Below are 20,674 nucleotides of genomic sequence, written 5' to 3' on the forward strand. Positions count from 1 at the left end.
GAAGTGCGCCGGTGCGGACGGACCGTTCACGCACCGGCGTACTGCTATGTGACTTGAGGAGGGGCATCGTGCCCGGCGGGATGAGTTTCGAGCTGACCGAGGATCAGGAGCTGATCCGTAAGTCCGTCGCCGAGTTGGCAGGCAAGTTCGACGATCACTATTGGATGACCAAGGATCAGGCGCACGAGTTCCCCCAGGAGTTCTACGACGCCATCGCCAAGGGCGGCTGGCTGGGCATGACGATCCCGGAAGAGTACGGCGGCCACGGCTTGGGCATCACCGAGGCGACGCTGCTACTCGAGGAGGTCGCTCGCTCGGGCGCGGCGATGAACGGCGCCAGCGCCATCCATTTGTCGATCTTCGGCATGCAGCCGGTGGTCAAGCACGGCTCCGATGAGCTCAAGAAGGCCACATTGCCCCGGATCGTCAATGGCGATCTGCATGTGTGCTTCGGCGTCACCGAACCCGGTGCGGGCCTTGACACTTCGCGGATCACCACGTTCGCCAAGCGCGAGGGCGACCACTATCGCGTCAACGGCCGCAAGGTCTGGATCTCCAAGGCGCTCGAGTCGGAGAAGATCCTGCTGCTGACGCGGACCACTCCCTACGACGAGGTGACCAAGAAGACCGACGGCATGACGCTGTTTCTGACGGATCTGAACCGCGACCATGTCGACATCCGGCCGATCAACAAGATGGGCCGAAATGCGGTGAGCTCCAACGAGGTTTTCATCGACGACCTGATGGTGCCGGTGTCCGACCGCGTCGGCGAAGAGGGCAAGGGCTTCAAGTACATCCTCGACGGGCTCAACCCCGAACGGATGCTGATCGCCGCCGAGGCGTTGGGCATCGGCAGGGTGGCACTCGAGAAGGCCGTCAGGTACGGCAACGAGCGGGTGGTGTTCAACCGGCCGATCGGCATGAACCAAGGCCTGCAATTCCCGTTGGCCGATTCGCTGGCCCGGCTGGATGCCGCGGAGTTGGTGTTGCGCAAGGCGACCTGGTTGTACGACAACGGCAAACCCTGTGGGCGCGAGGCGAATACCGCGAAGTACTTGTGCGCTGATGCCGGTTTCGGTGCCGCCGATCGAGCGCTGCAATTGCACGGCGGGATGGGTTATTCCGAGGAGTACCACGTGTCGCGGTACTTCCGCGAGTCGCGCCTGATGAAGATAGCGCCGGTCAGTCAGGAGATGATCCTGAACTTCCTCGGCGAACACGTGCTCGGCATGCCCAGGAGCTACTGATGACCAACTATTTCGACCTGACCGGCCGCTCGGCGCTGGTGACCGGCGCCGCGGGCGGAATCGGCTCGGCCGTCGCCACAGCGCTGGCGGAGGCGGGCGCAGCTGTGCTCGTCACCGACCTCGACAAGGACGGCGCCGCCGCTGTGGCCGAACGTATTTCGGACGGTGGCGGTCGGGCAGAGTCGGCTGCCCTTGACGTGTCGGATCGCGACTCCGCGGACGCGGCGGCCGCGCAGGCGGCCGCACTCGCTGACGGCGCGCTGCACATCGTGATCAACAACGCGGGCGTCACCAAGCCGGCGATGTTCGACAAGACCACGCAGGAGTCGTTCCGGCTGCTGTTCGACATTCACGTGATGGGCGCCTTCAACGTCACTCAGGCTGCCCTGCAGTACATCCCGACCGACGGGACCGGACGCATCATCAACGTGACGTCGGCCGCCGGTCTCACCGGAACGCTCGGGCAGGTCAACTACTCGGCGGCCAAGGCCGGCATCATCGGCTTCACCAAATCGCTGGCGCGTGAGTTGGCGACCAAGAACATCAACGTGAACGCGCTGGCCCCGCTGGCGGCCACACCGATGACGGAAACCATCCGCACCAACGAGAAATTCGCGGCGAACATGATGAACCGAATCCCGATGAAGCGCTGGGCCGACCCGGCGGAGATCGCAGGAGCGTTCGTGTTCATGGCGTCGAACGCCGCGTCGTACATCACCGGGCAGGTATTGCCGGTCGACGGCGGAATGGTCATGTGACCGCCCCTCTTGCCGGTGTCACCGTCGTCGCCATGGAACAGGCCGTGGCCGCGCCGATGTGCACGCGCGTCCTCGCCGATCTCGGGGCGCGGGTCATCAAGGTGGAAAACCCCAACGGTGGCGACTTCGCCCGCGACTACGACGACGTGGTCAACGGCCCCGGCGGACTCGCCGCGCACTTCGTCTGGTGCAACCGGGGCAAGGAGTCGGTCACGCTGAACACCAAGTCGCCGAAGGGTATGGAGATCCTGCACCGGCTGCTCGATCGCGCCGATGCGTTCGTGTCGAACCTCGCACCGGGGTCGACGGCCCGGATGGGCATCGCCGCCGCCGACCTGGCGCACAGCCACCCCAACGTCATTCCCGTCGAGATCGACGGGTACGGACCGGGCGGTCCGATATCGCACAAGCGCGCGTATGACCTGCTGGTACAAGCCGAATCGGGATCATGCGCGATCACGGGCTACCCGGGCATGCCCGCCAAGCCCGGGCCGGCCATGGCGGACTTCACCACCGGCCTGTACGCCGCGATCTCGATCCTGGCGTTGCTGGTCGGGCGTGGTAATCGTCCAGCGGGCCCCGCGCCGTCCGTCGAACTCAGCCTCTTCGACGTGATGACCGACGTCATGGGCTATGCGCTGACCTACACCCAGCACTCCGGCATTGACCAGGAACCGCTCGGCGTCGGCTCGCCCGCAGTGGCGCCCTACGGTGCGTTTCCTACCCGCGACGGCCATACCGTGGTGCTCGGAACCACGAACGACCGCGAATGGCAAAGGGTGGCAAGGGAAATCATCGATCGCCCCGACCTCGCTGATGACCCGCGGTTCGCCACCAACCCGGGGCGCTGCGCGCATCGCGACATTCTCGACGAAGCCATCGGATCGTGGTGTGCCCAACACGACCTGGCATACATCCAGAAGACCGCCGACGACGCGGGCATCGGCAACTCGCGATACAACGTCCCGAGCGAAGTCGTGGTCCACCCTCACTTGACTGCGCGTGACCGCTGGCGCACCATCGGCACCTCCAAGGGTGATATTCCGTCGCTGCTGCCGCCGCCCGTCATCGCCGGATACGATCCGCCGATGGGGGCAGTGCCCGGCTTGGGCCAACACACGGATGCGGTGCTTGCCGAACTCGGGCTCGCCGAGGAGGAGATCGCCACGCTGCGAGCCGACGGAGTCATTGGATAGCTGCTGATGACCGTAGAACAGGTGCTGTTGTCGACCGACCACGACGGCGTCCGGACGCTGACCTTGAACCGTCCCGAGCGCAGGAACGCGATCAACCCGCAGCTGTGGCGTGAGCTGGCCGACGCGCTGCGCGCCACCGCCCGCGACGACGTGCGCGCCCTGGTGATCACCGGCGCGGGCGGCGCCTTCTGCTCGGGTGCAGACATCTCTGTCCCCGAGGACATCCACCCCAGGCACAAGCTGCGCAGGCTCACCGACGTGGCGCTGGCGTTGCATGAGCTGGCCATCCCCACCATCGCAAAGGTGACCGGTGTGGCCGTCGGCGCGGGGTGGAACCTCGCGCTTGGCTGCGACTTCGTGGTCGCGACGCCCGAATCGCGGTTCTGCCAAGTCTTTTCGAAGCGCGGGCTGTCGGTGGACCTCGGTGGGTCGTGGCTGCTGCCCAAGCTGGTCGGGCTGCAGCAGGCCAAACGTCTGGTGCTGCTCGCCGACATGATCGACGCCGAGGAAGCGCTATCGCTGGGGTTGGTCACCTGGGTGAAACCAGCAGACGCGATCGACCAGTTTGTCGTCGACCTGGCCGGTCGGCTCGCGGCAGGCCCGCCCGTCGCGCTGGCACAGAGCAAGGCGCTGCTCAACGACGGTGCCGACGCGACCCTGCGCCAAGCGCTCGCAAATGAGGCCCGCGCGCAACCCGGCAATTTCGCCACCGCAGACTCCATAGAGGCGTACGCGGCGTTCGCCGAGAAGCGCGAGCCCGCATTCACCGGCCGATGGGCCGTACCGAGATCGGAGTGAGATCGATGCGTGAAACCGTAATCGTCGAGGCGGTGCGCACACCGGTCGGCAAGCGCAACGGCGGACTGTCCGAGATGCACGCCGCCGATCTGTCGGCGATCGTGCTCAACGCGCTCGCCGAACGCGCGGGCATCGACCCGGACATCGTCGACGACGTGGTGTGGGGTTGCGTCTCGCAGGTCGGTGACCAGTCGAGCAACATCGGCCGCTACTCGGTGCTTGCCGCCGGCTGGCCGGAGACCATTCCGGGAACAACCGTCAACCGCGCGTGCGGGTCCAGCCAGCAGGCGCTGGACTTCGCCGTGCAAGCCGTGATGTCCGGCCAGCAGGACGTCGTCGTGGCAGGCGGTGTCGAGGTGATGAGCAGGGTCCCGCTCGGTTCGGCGCGCGCGACGGGCATGCCCTACGGACCGAAAGTGCTTGCGCGCTATGGGGATTTCTCATTCAACCAGGGCATCTCGGCGGAGCTGATCGCGCAGAAGTGGGGCTTTTCGCGTACCCGTCTCGACGAGTACTCGGTGCGCTCCCACGAACTGGCGGCCAAGGCGCAGGACAACGGCGCGTTCGAAACGCAGATCATGCCGGTGTTCGGTGACGGTGAACCGGTCGTGGCCGACGAAGGAATTCGCCGGGGGACGACGGTCGAGAAGCTGGCCGGCCTGAAGCCTGCCTTCAAGGAGGACGGCGTCATTCACGCAGGCAACTCCTCGCAGATCTCCGACGGCGCGGCCGCGCTGCTGGTGATGACGGCGGAGAATGCGGTCGCGATGGGGTTGACGCCGATCGTCCGCTACCGCGCAGGCGCGGTCACCGGAGCGGACCCGGTCTTGATGCTGACCGGCCCGATCCCCGCGACCGAAAAGGTGCTGCACAAGGCCGGTGTCGGGCTGGACGAGGTCGGCGTGTTCGAGGTCAACGAGGCGTTCGCGCCCGTGCCCTTGGCCTGGCTGGCCGAGACCGGCGTCGACGAAGACAAGCTCAACCCGCTGGGCGGGGCGATCGCGCTCGGCCACCCGCTCGGTGCTTCGGGCGCGGTGCTGATGACGCGCATGATCAATCACATGCGCGACAACGGGATTCGCTTCGGCCTGCAGACCATGTGTGAAGGCGGCGGGACGGCCAACGCCACACTGGTCGAACTCATCGCATAGACAAGAACTGAAGAGGAGGACCAGTGCGCCGCGATCTGTTCACCAAGGATCACGAAGCCTTCCGGGAGCTGTGCCGCGACTTCGTCGAAAAGGAGGTCGTGCCCGCCTATCCCGAGTGGGAGAAGGGTGGCCGCATGCCCCGTGAGGTCTTCGAGAGGATGGGCTCGCTCGGCATGCTCGGGATGGCGATCCCCGACGAGTATGGGGGCGGCGGGGAGCCGGACTATCGCTACAACGTCGTCATGCAGGAGGAGGCGGCGCGCGCGCTGGTCACGCTGTCGACGGTGCGCACTCAGCTCGAGGTGATCCTGCCCTACTTCCTGCACTACGCGAACGAGGAGCAGCGCAAGCGGTGGTTCCCCGGCCTGGCCGCGGGGACCCTGTTGACGGCCATCGCGATGACCGAGCCCGGCACGGGTTCAGACCTCGCGGGCATGCGCACGACTGCGGTGCGCGACGGAGACGACTGGATCATCAACGGCGCCAAGACATTCATCACTGGCGGCATGCAGGCTGACCTCGTGATCGTGGTGGCCCGTACGGCAACCGATCCGGACAACCGGCGCAAGGGTCTGACGCTGTTCGTCGTCGAGGACGGCATGGACGGCTTCACCCGCGGGCGGGAGCTGGAGAAGATGGGCTGCAAGGTGCAGGACACCGCGGAGTTGTCGTTCGTCGACGTCCGCGTTCCTGCTGCCAACATGCTGGGGGAGGAGGGCGAGGCCTTCGGATACCTCGGCCACAACCTTCCGCAGGAACGGCTCACCGTCGCCGTCGGTTCGGTGTCACAGGCCCGCTCGGCGATCGCTGCGGCCATCGACTATACGAAGAATCGCAAGGCGTTCGGTACACCCGTCGCGTCGTTCCAGAACACCAAATTCGAACTCGCGGCGTGTTCGACGGAGGTCGAGGCAGGTCAGGCGATGCTGGACCGGGCGGTGGCCCTGCACGTCGACGGTGAGCTGTCGGCCGCTGACGCCGCGCGGGTCAAACTGTTCTGCACCGAGATGCAGCAGCGCGTCATCGACCGGTGTCTACAGCTGTTCGGCGGATACGGCTACATGATGGAGTACCCGATCGCCCGGCTGTACACCGACGCCAGGGTGGCCCGCATCTATGCGGGCACCAGCGAGGTGATGAAGGTGATCATCGCTAAGTCGTTGGGCCTCTAGCGATTTCGGCGCGCTAACCGTCGCTGTGCATGGATTAGCGCGCCGAAATCGCAGTCAGGTGCGGGCGATGTTCTCGACGATGATGTCGCACGCCGCCTCGTAGAAGGCGCTGATGAGGGTGGAGAACGACAGCTCGAACGGATAGATCATGTGCACGTCCAACGGTTCGGGTTTCCATTTCGGCAGTACGGGCACGATCGTGCCGTCGCGGAGTTCGTCCGCGCAGAGGATCTGGGTGGGCATCGCGCCGACTCCGAGCCCGTGCAGTATGTACTGCTTGCATACCTGAAAGTTGTTGGCCCGCGCCCGAACCTGAGGCGAAAGCTCATGTCGCCGCCGGTTGTTCCGTAGCACGATCTTGTGGGGACCGCCGAAGCCGAACTCGATAAAGGGCAGGCCGTGCAACTGCGTGGGTTCGACGATCGGCTCCGCCAACTGTGCGACGAAGTCCGGCGAGGCACACAGAAAGAGCTCGAGACTGAACACCTTTCGTGCGATCAGCGTCGAATCCTGTAGCGGGCCGGTCCCGAACACCACATCGAATCCGTCCTTGATCGGGTCGACCATGTTGTCCACGAGTCGGATGTCCAGTTGCGAATTGGGATACCGCTGCAGGAAGGTGGCGCCGACTCTGGACGCGTAATCGATGCCGACGAAGACCGGTATGGCTACTCGCAGTTCGCCCTGCGGTTCCTGCTTGCTGGCCTCGACCAGGGCGCGCACGCCGTTGGCTTCGGTCAGGATGTTCATCGCGTGTGCGTAGACCTGCTGGCCGAGGTCGGTGACGGTGAGCTGGTGGGTGTTCTTGCGCAGCAGCTTGATGCCAAGGTCGGCTTCCAGCCTGGTCAGCTTGCGGCTGACCGTCGACTTGGGCATGCCCAGCAACGTCGCCGCCTTCGACAAGCTCCGCGACTCCACCACCTTGCCGAAAACCAGCAAGGCGTCGACGTCGAAGGGCAGGTTCTGCTCCATGTGTTCCAAATATGCAACAGGGTGTTGCGGTTTTGCGGCTATTTCGGTCAATCAGCCAGTTGTACCGTCAGGCCTCATGAGTCACAACAGCCTGGTGACCAAACCCGCAAGCGGACATTGGACCGACGCCTATCCCGAACTCGGCCGAGGTCCGGTATCACTCGAAGACTGCGTCTCGCCCGACTTCTACGAGAAGGAGCGTGAGCATGTCTTCTCCAAGACCTGGCTCTACGTCGGCCGGGTGGAACGCGTGCCGAAGTCCGGCAGCTACTTCACCCGCGAACTGAGGTTCCTGAACACCTCCGTCATCGTCGTGCGGGGCAAGGATGACGTGATCCGTGCCTTCCACAACATCTGCCCGCACCGCGGCAACAAGATGCTCTGGGAGGACGACCCGTTTCAGGAGGTGGCCGGCCGCGCCCCACTGCTCTACTGCCGCTTCCATGGTTGGCGCTACAAGCTCGACGGCTCGCTGCACTCGGCCACTCGCACGGATCTGCTGCTCGACTTCGACGCGGATAGTTGTCGAGTGCCTGCCATTCAATGCGAAGTGTGGGAAGGCTTCATCTTCATCAACCTCGACCCGCACAACACCGAACCGCTGCGCTCGTATCTCGGCGAGTTGGCACACGGCATCGAGGGCTACCCCTTCGCCGGCCCGCATCAGGTGTACCGATTCAAGACCGAATTGCAGTGCAACTGGAAGATTTTCGTCGACAGCTTCGCCGAGAGCTATCACGGACCCTATCTGCATGCCTCCTCCTTCGGCGCCCTGACCGCTGAGGCCAGGGAAGCGTTTGATCAACCGAATCCGTTTACCGACGCGCTCGCTTACCAGATGAAGGGTCCGCACCGGATGTTCTCGTTCTCCGGAGAGCCATCGCAGAAAACGCCGTACTCCAAGCCGATTGAGTGCGTGATGGAGGCCAGCGCCGCAGGCCCGTGGAACAAGCGGGTCGATCGGGGGCCGATGCCGCCGGGAATCAATCCGACCCGGTCGGAGAAATATGGTTTCGACTCGTTCCAGTTCTTTCCCAATTTCGTGCTCATCTTCGGGTCGTCGGGCTTCTCCACGCACACTCACTGGCCGACCGGTCCCCACTCGCACATCTTTGAAGTCGAGATGTTCTACCAGCCGCCCAAGACACACAAGGAGCGGCTCGGCCAGGAGCTGACGGTGACGTTCCTCAACGACATCATCCTGGAAGACGCCAGCCCGTCGGAAGGGCTACAGGCGATGCTGAACAGTGGTGCGCTCACCCATTTCACGATGAACGACGAAGAGATCCTGTTGCGCCATCTCCACAAGACGGTCGCAGAATACGTCGAAGCGGGTGAAAAGCGATGACTGCGACTCTGCCCCCGGAGTTTTCGCGGCTGGAGCACCTGGTCCCGGAGTGGGCGATCGAAGACGGGCACGAGCGCTACCTGAAACGGGTGAACAGCTCGATGTCAGAAATCCAGGCGTTCTACGACGAGGTGTTTCCGCTCGCCGAAGAGGCGGTGACTTACATCGACAAGTTCGACTACTCCGAACCCCTGCCCGACGACGTCGCCAACCTGCGCAACCTGCTCTACTCCTTGATCACCGTTTCCCTGGCAGTGGAGTTGTGGAAGCAACCGCGCGTAAAGCACTCCGCCAAAACCATTCTCACGAGAGTGAGCTGAACATGGGACTTACCTCCGCCCAACTCGATGTCGTCGACCTGAGCCCGCGGATCGGCAGTGAGATCAAGACCGATCTCGAAACGCTGCTCAGTGGACGGGAAGCCGACAACATCCGTGCCACGCTGGAGCAGCGAGGGGTGGTGTTCTTCCGCGGCCAGGAGATCAGCGACGAGCAACAGGTCGCCATTGCCAAAACCCTTGGAAACATTGTGCAGAACGAAGGGGAGAGCGGCATCTACAAGATCTCGCTCGACACGAACGTCAACCAGCGAGCCGAATACCTGAAGGGCTCCATGTTCTGGCACTTCGACGGCTCGCTGCAGCCGTATCCGAATCTCGCGACGCTGCTGCGGGCCGTCAAGCTGTCGGACACCGGGGGCGACACCGAGTTCTGCAATACCTATGCCGCATACGACGACCTACCGACCGCTGACAAGGAACTCATCGCAGACCTTCGAGTGGTGCACAGTGCCGAACGGTCGCAGTACTACGTCCGTCCGGAGATGAGCTACGAGGAGATCACCTTCTGGCAGAAGTCGCCGACGAAGGTCTGCCCGATGGTGTGGACTCACCAGTCGGGGCGTAAATCGTTGCTTCTCGGCGCGACGGCCGACTATGTCGTCGGAATGCCGGTGGAGCAGAGCCGCGCTCTGCTTGCCCGGCTTCGTGATTGGGCCACCCAGCCGCAGTATGTCTATCGGCACGAGTGGCAAGTGGGTGACCTCCTCATCTGGGACAACACCGGAACCATGCACCGGGTGCTCGAGTATCCGGTCGACAGCGGCCGACTCATGCATCGCACGATCCTGGCCGGCGAAGAGCCGCTGCAGTGAAACTCGGCATCATGACGCCCGTCGTCACGAACGTCGCGGGCGCCCCCTTGACATGGGAGAAGAACGCAGGAGTTGACGATGTCGGTAGGATCGCCGAGACCGCGGATCGGCTCGGTTATCACCACATGACGTGCAGCGAGCACATCGGTTTGCCCTCTTCCGAAGCTGCCAGGCGCGGTACGCGGTACTGGGATCCGCTGGCCACGTTCGGTTATGTGTCGGCTCGCACCAGCCGGATACGGTTCGCAACCATGACGTTGGTGCTCGGCTACCACCATCCGTTGGAGATCGTAAAGCGTTACGGCACACTGGACACGTCAGCAATGGCCGAGTGATACTGGGCCTTGGCGTCGGGTCGCTGAAGGAGGAGTTCGACCTCCTCGGTGTGCCATTCGATGATCGAGGTGCCCGCGGCGACGATGCGCTGCGCGCACTGCGAGCCGCACTGCCGAGTAACGAACCCACCTATGACGGGGAGTTCTATTCGTTCGGTGGGCTCACCGTCGACCCTTGTGCGTTGCAGCCGCACATGCCGTTCTGGATCGGCGGCCGCACCAAGCGCTCCTTGCGGCGGGCGGTCACGCTCGCCGATGGCTGGTGTCCGTTCAACGTTACGTTGGCCACCGCCGCAGAATGGCTGAAGGCGTGGGAGTTGCCTGAAGGGTTCGAGGTCGTCTTGATGGCCGAAGAGCTCCTCGACCCGGTGGGCAATCCGGGGCAGGCGGAGGAATCGTTGCATGCTCTGGCGGCTGCCGGAACCACTACCGTGTCCGCCGTCTTCCTGGCCCGCTCACTGGAGCACTACCTCGAGCAGCTTCACGCGCTAGCTGAACTGCACGGAGGGTGAAGGTGGCTCTTCTACCGCCGCTGGCCGTGGATGAATGGGGCGACGATGAATATGCGGCCGTAGGACGACTATTCGGCATGTCGGCAGACGAAGTGCCGCGGGCCGGATCGGGACAGCCGAGGGACCCGTCGCATTTCGACATCCTCGGTGTGCTGGCGCACCACCCGGCGATGGCTCGAGAGTTCTTGGGTTACAACGCTTTTCTGTTGCAGCGCGGCGAGTTGCCGGTGCGGTTGCGTGAGTTGGTAATTCTGCGGCTTGCGCACGCCAGGCGCTCGGCGTTCTTCTGGGGAGAGCATTACCGGATTGCGGCTTCGGGCGGCATGTCTGAAGACGACATCGCCAAAGTCCCCCGGGGTAATGCCGAGTTCGGTGGTGTGGATCGGCTCGTCCTGGAGGCCACCGATGAGATGCTCGCCGACGGCAAAGCCAGCGCGCAGACGTGGGCCCGCCTGGTCGAGGGCCTCGGCACGCACCAGGCGATGGAGCTCATCTTCGTATTCGGGACGTACGCGATGTTGGCGACGGCTTGTGATACCTGGGAACTTCGACCGCCGCCGGGTAGTGCGGAACTGCCTCCGGACGTCTGACCTGCGGCGCGACACCGATCTGAGCCAATTTCAGTTGAGACCCTTGTCACACGCCGCAAACCTACCTACTGTGTGTTCACTAGGTTGGTTGCGACGAAGGAGCCAAGTGTCACGGCCGTATGAGTCTCTCCTCGCCAAGGGGGAGGACCGCAGGCAGCGGATACTTTCCGTGGCCGAGCGGCTGCTGGCGCGCAACGGCTGGCGTAACACCTCGTTGGCTCAGATCGCGAAGGAAGCCGGTGTCACGCCCGCGGGGTTGTTGCACCACTTCGAATCCAAGGAGCAACTTCTCAACGCGGTGCTCGATGCGCGCGACGCCGACGACGAGATACACGCCGACTATCAGTCCGGTGACCTGATCGCCGAGCTCAGCCGGGTGCCCGAGCGATTTGAACGCGCCCCCGAGCTCATCGGCACCTTCACGGTGCTGTTGGTCGAGAACATCGCACCCGACGCTCCGCTGCACGACCGAATGCACAAGCGGTACAGCGACGCCGTCGGCATCGTCACCGACATCATCAAGCGCGGTCAGAGCGACGGAAAGTTCCGCCCAGACTTAGACGCGTCCAGCAAGGCCGTAGAAATACTCGCCTTCATCACCGGAATGGAGACCCTATGGTTACTCGATCGATCAATCCCGCTGGCCGAGGTGTTCAAGGGGTACGCCGAGTCGCTGGGTCGCGAGCTGGCGCCCAGGAGCTCGACATGAGATACCGGCTGGACGTGGTGGCCCCGACGGTGCTGGACGCGGTGGCGTTCGCCGGGGGTTGGATCTACGACCGGGTGATGGCGGGTTGGGATGTAACGGTGCTGATCGGCAACGACGATGACGCGCGGCCGCTCGAAATTCTCGGAGCGCAGGTCCGTGATCTCGAGTCGGTGCTCGAGGCGTGGGAGGACCGCCCGCATCCGCAGACGGTCGCGGTCGCCGCCGATGTGTTCGACAGCGATCCGCGGGTACATCAGCATGTCCTCAACGCGCTGGAGCAGGGCGCGACGGAGGTGACGCTGTGGGGTGAGCGGCTGCCTGCCGAACTCGATGAGAGCGTCGACTCCGTCGAGCACCACTTGAGCGCCGCGGCAAGGGCTTTCAAGTCGCAGGCGCTGGCAGCGGCCAATGCTGAGGCCGCTGTCGCCCACGCCGAGACGTTCCGCTGCGGCATGTCGGTGTCGGTCGCTGCTGACCTGGTCCCGGCGAGTTAAGTCGGTTCGATCAACACCTTGCCGATGGCGCGGCCTTCGGCGACATGCTTGAGCGCGGAAACGGTTTCGGTGAGCGGATAGACCGCGCAGACGTGCGGGCGCACTCGTCCGCTGACCAGATGCTCACGCAGTTCGTTTTCATTGCGGGCGAATTCATCTGGCGGAACGTCCTGAAACTGAAACCCGAGAACATGTATGCCCTTCACCAGCACCAGGTTGAGCGGGATGCGGGGGATGACACCGGACGCGAAACCGACCGTCACAAACCGCCCGCCGCGGCCCAGTGACCGCAGTGCGGGTTCAGATAGCTCACCGCCGACCGGATCGATGACGACTGCCGCCCCTCTGGGCAAGGCCTCCTTCAAGGCGGCGCGTACGTCGGCTGATTTGTGGTTGATCAGATGCTTGGCACCGTAATCCGCTGCCACATCGAGCTTTTCGGTCGACGATGCAACCGCCGTCACCGAGGCGCCGAGTTGCACTCCCAGCTGGACCGCCGCCAAGCCGACACCTCCACCCGCGCCGAGCACGACCAACTCGTCGCCCTCCTGCATCCGAGCCGTTGATCTCAGCGTGTGGTAGGCGGTGCGATACGCGACACCGAAGGCCGCGGCGGTGCGATCGGCGACTCCGTCGGGTGTTCGGGAAAGCGCGGCGACGGGTACCGCCACTTCTTCGGCGAACGCACCGAACAGTCCGGTACGCGTGACGCGGTCGCCGGCAGCGAATCCCGCTGCGTCAGCGCCGGTCTCGACGATCGTGCCTGCGAACTCGCTGCCCGGGACAAAGGGCGGTGGCACGCTGATCTGATACTGGTCGGCGATCAGCAGCACGTCGGGGAAGTTCACCGCTGCTGCGCCGACCCTCACCCGCACCTGTCCCGGCGCGATGGCCGGCACCGGATGCTCTTCCACACACACCACATCCGGTGGCCCATAGGCCGGGCAGACCGCGGCGCGCATGTCAGCGATAGTCGCTGGATTCGGCCAGCTCGGCCGCCGACGCCATCAGATCCGTCACGACGGGCCCGAAGGCCAGCAGCTTCTCGTCGTCGCCAGCGCGTTGGAAGCCTTGCTCCAGCACGATCGCCAGTTTCCACTTGGCCAGCACCAGGTAGTAATCCAGGTCGTCCACCTGGCGACCGGAAACCTTCGCGTAGTGCTCGACGACCTCGTCGCGGGTGGGCATTCCGCGCATGTCGACGTAGCTCATCTCTGAAGCCTGCGCCGTATCCGTCGGCCAGCTTTGCACCATCCAGGCGAGATCCAGCTTCGGGTCGCCGACGGTGCCCATCTCCCAGTCGACGATCGCGGCCATCCGCGCGGGCGCGCCGTGGTGATACATGACGTTGGCGAATTGATAGTCGCCGTGCATGAGGCCGGGGATGAAGTCGAGCGGCTTGTGCGCCCGAAGCCAGGCGGTGGCCACCTCGAGGCCGGGTAGCTCGCGCTTCTTGATCCTTTCGAGGAAGCCGGTCCACCGGTCGACCTGGCGCTCGTGGAAACCGTCCGGACGGCCGAGATCCTGCAGTCCCTTCGCCCGCCAGTCCACCTTGGACAGCAACGCAATGCCTTCGGCCAGTTGATAACTCAGGCCGGGGCGAGTGCCCATGTCGCTGTCGAACGGTTCCGGCCACTTGCCGTGCTGGTCCATCGGCGACCAGCCGTCGACGAACCCCATCAGGTAGAACGGCCGGCCGAGGACCGACGGGTCCGAGCACACGCCGACGGCCTTCGTGTGCGGTACGTCGGTGCCGTCGAGCGCCTCGATGATCCGCCACTCGCGCAGGATGCCCTTGTCGCGGTCGGGGGGAGCGCCCGGCGGCGGCATGCGCAGCACGCAGCGCTCATCACCCCGGCGCAACTCGTAGATCACGTTCTGCGTTCCGCCCGACAGGAACCGCGCCTCCAGTGGCTCACCCTTGCCCGGCAGCGCCTCACCGTCCATCCAATCGGCAAGGCGCGCAACGTCGATCTCGCTCACAGGTTCCCCACCTCGTTCTCCAGGTAGTCGGCGTACTTGGCGCGGGCGGCGTCGCGTTTAGCGGGTAGCCACTCGGTCGGCCAGGTGTCCTCGGTCGCTTGGTAGCCGCGCAGCACCTGCTTGGCGACCGTCGTCTTGTGGACCTCGGTCGGACCGTCAGCCAGTCCCATCACCGCGGCGCCGGTGACCATGCCCATGAACGGCATCTCGTTGGTGACCCCCAGCGCGCCGTGCACTTGCATTGCCCGCCAGGCGATGTCGTGCAGCACCGTCGGCATCACCACCTTGACGGCCGCGATGTCCTTACGCACCTTCTTGTAGTCGTTGTACTTGTCGATCTCCCACGCGGTGTAGAGCACCATCAACCGGAACTGCAGTAGCTGCGCGTAGGAATCGGCGATGTAGCCCTGCACGAACTGCTTGTCCGACAGCAGGCTGCCCTGGGTCTGGCGGCTCAACGCGCGTTCGCACATCATGTCCAACGCCTTTTGGGACATGCCGATGGTCCGCATCGCATGGTGAATTCGCCCGCCGCCCAACCGGGTCTGGGCGATCACGAAAGCCTGTCCCTCGCCGCCCAACAGCGCTTCGGCAGGCACCCGCACATTGTCGTAGTGGATCAGTGCGTGCGAACCCTCGCCTTCGGGCTCACCATAGAGCCCGATATCGCGGACGATGTTCACACCCGGGGTGTCGGTCGGCACCAGGAACATCGACATGCCCTGGTAGGCGCTGACGTCGGGATTGGTCACCACCATCACGATCAGGAACGAAGCCGTGCTCGCGTTGGAGGAGAAGAACTTCCAGCCGTTGATCACCCAGTCGTCACCGTCGCGCACCGCACTCGTCTTGAACAGCGTCGGGTCTGCGCCGGCATGCGGTTCGGTCATCGAGTAGCACGAGAAGAGTTCGCCGTCCAGCAACGGACGCAGATACTTCTCCTTCTGCTCGTCGGTTCCATAGTGGGCGATGATCTCGGCGTTCCCGGTATCTGGCGCCTGACACCCGAACACGATCGGCGCCCATTGTGACCGGCCGAGGATCTCGTTGAGCAATGCGAGTTTGAGCTGTCCGTAACCCTGGCCGCCGAGCTCGGGGCCAAGGTGGGTGGCCCACAAACCCTTTCGGCGCACCTCCTCCTTGAGCGGGTCGATGACCTTGCGCCGGTTGTCGTCCAGCGGCACGAACTGTAGATGCGGAAACGCCAGATCGAGTGGCTCGCACTCCTCACGAACGAACTCGTCGGCCCAGTCCAGCAGCTTCTGGTATTCGGGGTCGGTTTCGAAGTCCCACGCCATTGCGGGCGTCCTTTCAGTTGAAGGTGACGATGTTGTAGCCGGCGATCAACGCGGTGATATCGCGGCTGACGACCTCTGTGAACGAGCGGTCGCCGTAAGTGCCTGCGGCCCAATGCCGTACACCTTCGCTGACGTGCATGCCGGCGAGGTGGGACAGGTGGCGCACATCGACATGTGGCGCCAGCTTGCCGTCCTGCTGCGCCTTGGCGAACAGTTCGCCGAACATATCGGCGTCGCCGTCGTCGAGTGGCTCGCCGGCGAGGATGCGGTGCTCGTGGCGGTAGCCCTCCAGGATCGTTTCGATGATCAGGTCACGTGGGTTGCGTGCCATCGAGCGTTCGAGGCTGCGCAGTGCTTCGACGATGACCGCGTCGATCTCGTAGTCCTTCTGCAGCAGCGAGCGCACGGTTTTCTGCGCGGCGCGGGTGGACAGCAGGCCGACCTCGAAGAGCACGTCTTCCTTGGCCGGGAAATAGAAATAGAACAGCGCGCGCGAGACGCCGGCGGCGCGGCAGATGTCGGCCACCGTCGTCTTCGCGTAGCCGTTGGTGCGCCATAGCGCCATCGCGGCCTGCACCAAAGCACGCTTCGTCTCGTGGGACCTCGCGCGTTGATAGGAAGCCCGCCGCTGACTACCGTCAGCCGCTACAGCCACGCTGTTCTTGCGCACAGGCCGACTGTAGCAGCCAGATTCGCGGTGGTAAATAGTTGACGCATGTCTAACTATTCGCATGGTGGCGGACGCGAGCGTGCCGTCCTGAGGGAGTATTCGAAGGTGCCCGCGTAGCAAGCGACAAATCAGTTGTCGCTCGGTACACGGGCAATTACTTGAGCGACTGCGAGGCCTCGTATCCCGCCGTCAGGTAGAACACCGTGCGGTCGAGGCTGGGGAGGATCTCGGTGATGTCGATCTCGCCGGCGGCGAAACGACCCATCAGGCCGTAGACGGCGCTGGACACGATGTCGTCGACGTCCTCGACGAATGCGGGGTCGGCGTCGGCGAGCACCTCCATCGCCGCGGGCACCACCGCGTCGAAGCCACGCCGAACCAGCTTCTGACCGCCGGGGGCGGAGCGGGCACGAAAGTACGCGTTCAACATCGCGGGGTGGCGCTCCCACGGCTCGAAAATCGTGCGCAGCACGCGCATCAACCCGGCATACAACGATTCGTCGGCATCATGCGGCTTCGTCAACCCGGAGTACCGGTTCTCTTCCATCCAGCAGTTGAGCGCGGCCAGGATCAACTCGTCGCGGGTGCCGTATCGCTTATAGATAGTGGCCAGCGAGGTGCGGGCCCGACGAGCGACCTCGCGCAGCTGTACCGCTTCGTAGCCCTCGGTTTCGAGCAACTCGACGACGATCTCGAGAATCCGGTCCTGCCCCTTGCCGTCCATGAGTAACCAGGTTACCGTACCGGGTGTAACGCGGTTACTGATGCAACGAAGCGAGGATCGATGGGTTCTTTGGACGGCAAGGTCGCCTTCATCACCGGCGTGGCCCGTGGCCAGGGCAGAAGCCACGCGGTGCGGCTGGCCGCCGACGGCGCCGCCATCATCGGCGTGGACATCTGCGCCGACATTGCCTCAAACGGCTATGCCATGGCTTCTCGCGAAGAGCTCGACGAGACGGTGGCGTTGGTCGAGGCCGCGGGCGGCAAGATGGTCGCCTCTGTTGCCGATGTGCGCGACTTCCACGCGCTGAAGGCGGCGCTCGATGCCGGGGTGGAGCAGTTCGGCCGGCTGGACATCGTGCTCGCCAATGCGGGCATCGCGACGATGGCGTTCCGTGAGCTGACCGACGAGGAAGACCTCGAAATGTGGACCGACGTCCTCAACGTGAATCTCGTCGGTGCGTTCCACACCGCCAAGGCTGCGATACCGCACCTTATCGGCGGGGGACAGGGCGGCTCGCTCGTGTTCACCAGCTCGACCGCCGGTTTGAGGGGTTTCGGCGGGCTGCAGGGCGGCGGTCTTGGCTATGCGGCATCCAAGCACGGCATCGTCGGGCTGATGCGCACGCTCGCCAATGCGCTTGCCCCGCATAGCATCCGCGTCAACACCGTGCACCCGACGGCTGTCAACACAATGATGGCGGTCAACCCGGCGATCGTGTCCTTCCTGGAGAACTATCCCGACGGTGGTCCACATCTGCAGAACCCGATGCCGGTCGAACTGCTCGAGCCCGAAGACATCAGCAACGCGATCGCCTACCTCGTCTCCGACGCAGCCAAGTACGTCACGGGCGTCACCTTCCCCGTCGACGCCGGATTCACCAACAAATTATGAGCGGTCGCGTCGACGGCAAGCGCGTCCTGATCACCGGCGCCGCAAGGGGAATGGGTCGCAGCCACGCGTTGCGATTGGCCGAAGAGGGCGCGGATCTCATCCTCGTCGACATCTGCGAGTCGATATCTGAGCTGGAGTACCCGCTGTCGACGCGTGAAGATCTGGACGAGACCGCGCGACTAGCCGAAAAGCACGGCGGTCGGGTCGTCACGGCTGTCGTCGACGTGCGCGACGCGGAAGCGTTGGCCGCGATCGTCGACGACGGCGTTTCCGAACTGGGTGGGCTCGATGCGTCCGTCGCCAATGCCGGCGTGCTGACAGTTGGCACGTGGGACAAGACAACGCAACAGCAATGGCGAACGGTGTTGGACATCAACCTGATCGGCACCTGGAACACCTGCGCGGCGGCGCTACCTCATCTGGTGGAGCGTGGTGGGAGCCTCGTCAACATCAGTTCGGCTGCGGGTCTGAAGGGCACTCCGCTGCACCTTCCGTATACCGCGTCCAAGCATGGCGTCGTCGGGTTGAGCCGGGCATTGGCCAACGAGCTTGCCGCGCAGAATGTCCGGGTCAACACCGTGCACCCGACCGGCGTCGCGACGGGTATGCAGCCCGCGTCCCTGCACGAGCTTCTCGGCGAGCAGCGCCCCGATCTCGTCCCGATCTTCCTCAACGCACTGCCCGCGGTGATGGCCGAGGCCGTCGACATCAGCAACGCGGTGCTGTTCCTGGTCTCCGACGAGTCCCGCTTTGTGACAGGTCTGGAGTTCAAGGTCGACGCCGGAGTGACGCTGCGATGACGACCCTTGACACCGAGCGCGTGGAGCGCGGCAGGCGGACGTTCGTGGAAGTGATGACCGTTGCGCCGCCCAACGATTCCAGCCCGGCGACCGAAACCGGCCTGATCGACTTCGTGTTCGGCGAGGTGTGGTCGCGTCCCGGGCTGAGCAGACGAGACCGGCGGTTCGTCACGCTGCCGTGCGTGGCGGCGGCCGACGCTGAGGGGCCGCTGAGAGACCATGTGTATGCGGCCCTGAACAGCGGCGATGTCTCCATCGCCGAAATGCGGGAAACTGTACTACATTTCGCGGTGTACAGCGGTTGGCCCAAGGCGTCGCGCTTCAACATGATCGTCGACGAGCTGTGGGAGCGGATTCACCGTGAACGCGGACAGGCCGTGCCGCCGCCCGAGCCCCTGTTGCCTCTTGTCACGTCGAGCGACCCCGAAGAACGGCTGCTCACCGGCGAACAGTCTTTCAAAGACATCAACTGCCTACCGTTCGCCCCGCAACGCGATAACCCGTATCAAGGTGCCGGCATCCTGAATTTCGTCTTCGGCGAGATGTGGCTGCGGCCAGGACTCGGCATGAAGGAACGGCGGTTGATCACCGTGGCGTGCGTGGCGTTCCAGGACGCACCGTATCCGATCATGAGCCATGTCTACGCCGCCCTGAAGAGCCGAGACGTGTCCTTCGACGAAATGGGCGAACTGGCTTTGCATTTCGGTGCCTATTACGGCTGGGCGAAAGCATCCCACCTCAACCAGGTGATCGGTGAGCAGAAGCAACGCGTGCTCGACGAGTGGCGCCAGGAGGCGCAGTGCTCATCGCCGGAGAGCGGATCGCCGCAACGTCCGGTGAAACGTACCCACATCTACCCGGCGAGCGGACCGGCGTCGTGACCCTTCGATCGACCTCACCGACGGGATGCATGGAAACCTCGACGAGCTGGCCATTCGCATCGCCATGCGGTGAACTTCAGCGCTAATTTGTGCAAGTGCTCAGCACGGGCGCCGGAGTCAGGTGATGATGCATATCGACATCATCGAGGAGGGTCATGGCGGGTCGAGTAGAGGGCAAGGTCGCGTTCATCACCGGTGCTGCGCGAGGCCAGGGACGCAGTCACGCTGTGCGCCTGGCGCAGGAAGGCGCCGACATCATCGCCGTCGACATCTGCCGACCCTTCGCCGACTCGCCCGCTCCGCCGGCAACTCCAGAAGACCTCGCCGAGACCGCGGACCTGGTCAAGGCGCTGGATCGCCGCATCGTCACCGCCGAGGTCGACGTCCGCGACTATGACCAGCTGAAGCAGGCGGTCGACAGCGGAGTCGAACAACTCGGCGGTTTGGACATCATCGTCGCCAACGCCGGCATCGGAACGATCGGAACCAGGCTCGACCGGATGAAAGAAGACATCTGGCAGGAGATGATCGACGTCAACCTCGCCGGGGTGTGGAAGTCGGTCAAGGCGGGCGTCCCGCACCTGCTGGCCGGCGGCAGGGGCGGGTCGATCATCTTGACCAGTTCGGTCGCGGGGCTGAAGACCTACCCGCACACCGGTCACTACGTGGCGGCCAAGCACGGGGTGGTCGGGCTGATGCGGACGTTCGCCGTCGAACTCGGCGCGCACTCCATCCGCGTCAACTCCGTGCATCCGACGCATGTGAACACACCGCTGCTACACAACGAGCAGACGTACCGGATGTTCCGGCCGGATCTGGAGAACCCGGGCCCCGACGACATGGCACCGGTCTGCCAGACCTTCCACATGTTGCCGATCCCGTGGGTGACCGCCGAGGACATCAGCAACGCGGTGCTGTTCCTTGCGTCCGACGAGGCCCGGTACATCACGGGGGTCACGCTTCCCGTCGACGCGGGTAGCTGCCTGAAGTAA

General features: G+C 64.3%; 22 protein-coding genes and 1 pseudogene. 17 read left to right on the top strand and 6 right to left on the bottom strand.

The window, feature by feature from the left end; all coding sequences use genetic code 11:
- Nucleotides 1-80 precede the first annotated feature (80 nt).
- From J3E61_RS25630 to J3E61_RS25655, 6 genes are read left to right on the top strand one after another with little or no spacing between them, the layout of a single operon-like run.
- Nucleotides 81-1,247, top strand: coding sequence for an acyl-CoA/acyl-ACP dehydrogenase (locus J3E61_RS25630; protein WP_210086690.1), 1,167 nt, complete (start codon nucleotides 81-83; stop codon nucleotides 1,245-1,247).
- A complete protein-coding gene (locus J3E61_RS25635; protein ID WP_210085762.1) occupies nucleotides 1,247-2,005 on the top strand; it encodes an SDR family oxidoreductase in 759 nt (252 codons plus the stop codon). The genes J3E61_RS25630 and J3E61_RS25635 overlap by 1 nt, the downstream gene beginning before the upstream one ends.
- Nucleotides 2,002-3,201 carry a CoA transferase gene (locus J3E61_RS25640; protein ID WP_210085763.1) on the top strand — a complete coding sequence of 400 codons (1,200 nt, stop codon included), beginning with the start codon at nucleotides 2,002-2,004 and terminating at the stop codon, nucleotides 3,199-3,201. Before J3E61_RS25635 ends, J3E61_RS25640 begins: the two co-directional genes overlap by 4 nt.
- A 6-nt stretch (nucleotides 3,202-3,207) precedes the next feature.
- Nucleotides 3,208-3,999, top strand: coding sequence for an enoyl-CoA hydratase/isomerase family protein (locus J3E61_RS25645; RefSeq protein ID WP_210085764.1), 792 nt, complete (start codon nucleotides 3,208-3,210; stop codon nucleotides 3,997-3,999).
- Nucleotides 4,000-4,004: 5 nt separating this feature from the next.
- On the top strand, nucleotides 4,005-5,150 hold the full coding sequence (locus J3E61_RS25650; protein WP_210085765.1) for a thiolase family protein: 1,146 nt from the start codon (nucleotides 4,005-4,007) through the stop codon (nucleotides 5,148-5,150).
- Nucleotides 5,151-5,173: 23 nt separating this feature from the next.
- Nucleotides 5,174-6,322 (top strand): acyl-CoA dehydrogenase family protein, encoded by a 1,149-nt coding sequence (locus tag J3E61_RS25655; protein ID WP_192723687.1) that lies wholly within the window; start codon nucleotides 5,174-5,176, stop codon nucleotides 6,320-6,322.
- Nucleotides 6,323-6,376: 54 nt separating this feature from the next.
- Here J3E61_RS25655 and J3E61_RS25660 read toward each other — a convergent pair whose 3' ends face one another.
- Entirely contained in the window at nucleotides 6,377-7,294 is a 918-nt protein-coding gene (locus J3E61_RS25660; RefSeq protein WP_210085766.1) for a LysR family transcriptional regulator, read from the bottom strand.
- Nucleotides 7,295-7,370: 76 nt separating this feature from the next.
- Between J3E61_RS25660 and J3E61_RS25665 the strand changes: the two genes are divergently transcribed.
- The 7 genes and pseudogenes from J3E61_RS25665 (at nucleotide 7,371) to J3E61_RS25695 (ending at nucleotide 12,435) form a co-directional block, all read left to right on the top strand.
- The gene (locus J3E61_RS25665; RefSeq protein ID WP_210085767.1) at nucleotides 7,371-8,642 is read left to right on the top strand and encodes an aromatic ring-hydroxylating dioxygenase subunit alpha; all 1,272 of its coding nucleotides are present in this window, start codon (nucleotides 7,371-7,373) and stop codon (nucleotides 8,640-8,642) included.
- Complete coding sequence (locus J3E61_RS25670; protein ID WP_192723684.1) at nucleotides 8,639-8,962, top strand: hypothetical protein; 324 nt, start codon at nucleotides 8,639-8,641, stop codon at nucleotides 8,960-8,962. Before J3E61_RS25665 ends, J3E61_RS25670 begins: the two co-directional genes overlap by 4 nt.
- Nucleotides 8,963-8,964: 2 nt before the next feature.
- A complete protein-coding gene (locus J3E61_RS25675) occupies nucleotides 8,965-9,795 on the top strand; it encodes a TauD/TfdA family dioxygenase (RefSeq protein ID WP_210085768.1) in 831 nt (276 codons plus the stop codon).
- Nucleotides 9,792-10,642: pseudogene (locus tag J3E61_RS25680) on the top strand (TIGR03619 family F420-dependent LLM class oxidoreductase). The gene J3E61_RS25675 and the pseudogene J3E61_RS25680 overlap by 4 nt, the downstream one beginning before the upstream one ends.
- Before the next feature lie 2 nt (nucleotides 10,643-10,644).
- Entirely contained in the window at nucleotides 10,645-11,232 is a 588-nt protein-coding gene (locus J3E61_RS25685; RefSeq protein ID WP_210085769.1) for a carboxymuconolactone decarboxylase family protein, read from the top strand.
- A gap of 88 nt (nucleotides 11,233-11,320) precedes the next feature.
- Nucleotides 11,321-11,941, top strand: coding sequence for a TetR/AcrR family transcriptional regulator (locus J3E61_RS25690; protein ID WP_210085770.1), 621 nt, complete (start codon nucleotides 11,321-11,323; stop codon nucleotides 11,939-11,941).
- Entirely contained in the window at nucleotides 11,938-12,435 is a 498-nt protein-coding gene (locus J3E61_RS25695; protein WP_210085771.1) for a hypothetical protein, read from the top strand. Before J3E61_RS25690 ends, J3E61_RS25695 begins: the two co-directional genes overlap by 4 nt.
- Here J3E61_RS25695 and J3E61_RS25700 read toward each other — a convergent pair.
- The 5 genes from J3E61_RS25700 to J3E61_RS25720 form a co-directional block, all read right to left on the bottom strand.
- Complete coding sequence (locus tag J3E61_RS25700; RefSeq protein WP_210085772.1) at nucleotides 12,432-13,397, bottom strand: NADPH:quinone oxidoreductase family protein; 966 nt, start codon at nucleotides 13,395-13,397, stop codon at nucleotides 12,432-12,434. The two genes, J3E61_RS25695 and J3E61_RS25700, sit on opposite strands and share 4 nt — an antisense overlap.
- A gap of 1 nt (nucleotide 13,398) precedes the next feature.
- Nucleotides 13,399-14,418 (bottom strand): phosphotransferase family protein, encoded by a 1,020-nt coding sequence (locus tag J3E61_RS25705; protein ID WP_210085773.1) that lies wholly within the window; start codon nucleotides 14,416-14,418, stop codon nucleotides 13,399-13,401.
- Nucleotides 14,415-15,716, bottom strand: coding sequence for an acyl-CoA dehydrogenase family protein (locus J3E61_RS25710; RefSeq protein WP_210085774.1), 1,302 nt, complete (start codon nucleotides 15,714-15,716; stop codon nucleotides 14,415-14,417). Before J3E61_RS25710 ends, J3E61_RS25705 begins: the two co-directional genes overlap by 4 nt.
- A gap of 13 nt (nucleotides 15,717-15,729) precedes the next feature.
- The gene (locus tag J3E61_RS25715) at nucleotides 15,730-16,386 is read right to left on the bottom strand and encodes a TetR/AcrR family transcriptional regulator (RefSeq protein WP_210085775.1); all 657 of its coding nucleotides are present in this window, start codon (nucleotides 16,384-16,386) and stop codon (nucleotides 15,730-15,732) included.
- Between the two features lie 154 nt (nucleotides 16,387-16,540).
- On the bottom strand, nucleotides 16,541-17,110 hold the full coding sequence (locus tag J3E61_RS25720; RefSeq protein ID WP_210085776.1) for a TetR/AcrR family transcriptional regulator: 570 nt from the start codon (nucleotides 17,108-17,110) through the stop codon (nucleotides 16,541-16,543).
- 60 nt (nucleotides 17,111-17,170) lie between these two features.
- On the opposite strand from J3E61_RS25720, the gene J3E61_RS25725 reads away from it, so the two are divergent.
- The 4 genes from J3E61_RS25725 (at nucleotide 17,171) to J3E61_RS25740 (ending at nucleotide 20,674) form a co-directional block, all read left to right on the top strand.
- Nucleotides 17,171-18,001: a mycofactocin-coupled SDR family oxidoreductase gene (locus J3E61_RS25725; RefSeq protein WP_210085777.1), complete on the top strand. Its 831-nt coding sequence runs from the start codon at nucleotides 17,171-17,173 to the stop codon at nucleotides 17,999-18,001.
- A complete protein-coding gene (locus J3E61_RS25730; protein ID WP_210085778.1) occupies nucleotides 17,998-18,801 on the top strand; it encodes a mycofactocin-coupled SDR family oxidoreductase in 804 nt (267 codons plus the stop codon). The genes J3E61_RS25725 and J3E61_RS25730 overlap by 4 nt, the downstream gene beginning before the upstream one ends.
- Entirely contained in the window at nucleotides 18,798-19,682 is an 885-nt protein-coding gene (locus J3E61_RS25735) for a carboxymuconolactone decarboxylase family protein (protein ID WP_210085779.1), read from the top strand. Before J3E61_RS25730 ends, J3E61_RS25735 begins: the two co-directional genes overlap by 4 nt.
- A 155-nt stretch (nucleotides 19,683-19,837) precedes the next feature.
- A complete protein-coding gene (locus J3E61_RS25740) occupies nucleotides 19,838-20,674 on the top strand; it encodes a mycofactocin-coupled SDR family oxidoreductase (protein ID WP_210085780.1) in 837 nt (278 codons plus the stop codon).

The organism is Mycobacterium sp. OAE908, assembly GCF_017872775.1.
GTDB lineage: Bacteria > Actinomycetota > Actinomycetes > Mycobacteriales > Mycobacteriaceae > Mycobacterium.

What these genes read in the sequence shown, in the direction of transcription:
- J3E61_RS25630 (WP_210086690.1), top strand. Translation starts at nt 81, where the DNA reads ATGAGTTTCGAGCTGACCGAGGATCAGGAGCTGATCCGTAAGTCCGTC.
- J3E61_RS25635 (WP_210085762.1), top strand. Translation starts at nt 1,247, where the DNA reads ATGACCAACTATTTCGACCTGACCGGCCGCTCGGCGCTGGTGACCGGC.
- J3E61_RS25645 (WP_210085764.1), top strand. Translation starts at nt 3,208, where the DNA reads ATGACCGTAGAACAGGTGCTGTTGTCGACCGACCACGACGGCGTCCGG.
- J3E61_RS25650 (WP_210085765.1), top strand. Translation starts at nt 4,005, where the DNA reads ATGCGTGAAACCGTAATCGTCGAGGCGGTGCGCACACCGGTCGGCAAG.
- J3E61_RS25660 (WP_210085766.1), bottom strand. Translation starts at nt 7,294, where the DNA reads ATGGAGCAGAACCTGCCCTTCGACGTCGACGCCTTGCTGGTTTTCGGC.
- J3E61_RS25665 (WP_210085767.1), top strand. Translation starts at nt 7,371, where the DNA reads ATGAGTCACAACAGCCTGGTGACCAAACCCGCAAGCGGACATTGGACC.
- J3E61_RS25670 (WP_192723684.1), top strand. Translation starts at nt 8,639, where the DNA reads ATGACTGCGACTCTGCCCCCGGAGTTTTCGCGGCTGGAGCACCTGGTC.
- J3E61_RS25675 (WP_210085768.1), top strand. Translation starts at nt 8,965, where the DNA reads ATGGGACTTACCTCCGCCCAACTCGATGTCGTCGACCTGAGCCCGCGG.
- J3E61_RS25695 (WP_210085771.1), top strand. Translation starts at nt 11,938, where the DNA reads ATGAGATACCGGCTGGACGTGGTGGCCCCGACGGTGCTGGACGCGGTG.
- J3E61_RS25700 (WP_210085772.1), bottom strand. Translation starts at nt 13,397, where the DNA reads ATGCGCGCCGCGGTCTGCCCGGCCTATGGGCCACCGGATGTGGTGTGT.
- J3E61_RS25710 (WP_210085774.1), bottom strand. Translation starts at nt 15,716, where the DNA reads ATGGCGTGGGACTTCGAAACCGACCCCGAATACCAGAAGCTGCTGGAC.
- J3E61_RS25720 (WP_210085776.1), bottom strand. Translation starts at nt 17,110, where the DNA reads ATGGACGGCAAGGGGCAGGACCGGATTCTCGAGATCGTCGTCGAGTTG.
- J3E61_RS25725 (WP_210085777.1), top strand. Translation starts at nt 17,171, where the DNA reads ATGGGTTCTTTGGACGGCAAGGTCGCCTTCATCACCGGCGTGGCCCGT.
- J3E61_RS25730 (WP_210085778.1), top strand. Translation starts at nt 17,998, where the DNA reads ATGAGCGGTCGCGTCGACGGCAAGCGCGTCCTGATCACCGGCGCCGCA.
- J3E61_RS25735 (WP_210085779.1), top strand. Translation starts at nt 18,798, where the DNA reads ATGACGACCCTTGACACCGAGCGCGTGGAGCGCGGCAGGCGGACGTTC.
- J3E61_RS25740 (WP_210085780.1), top strand. Translation starts at nt 19,838, where the DNA reads ATGGCGGGTCGAGTAGAGGGCAAGGTCGCGTTCATCACCGGTGCTGCG.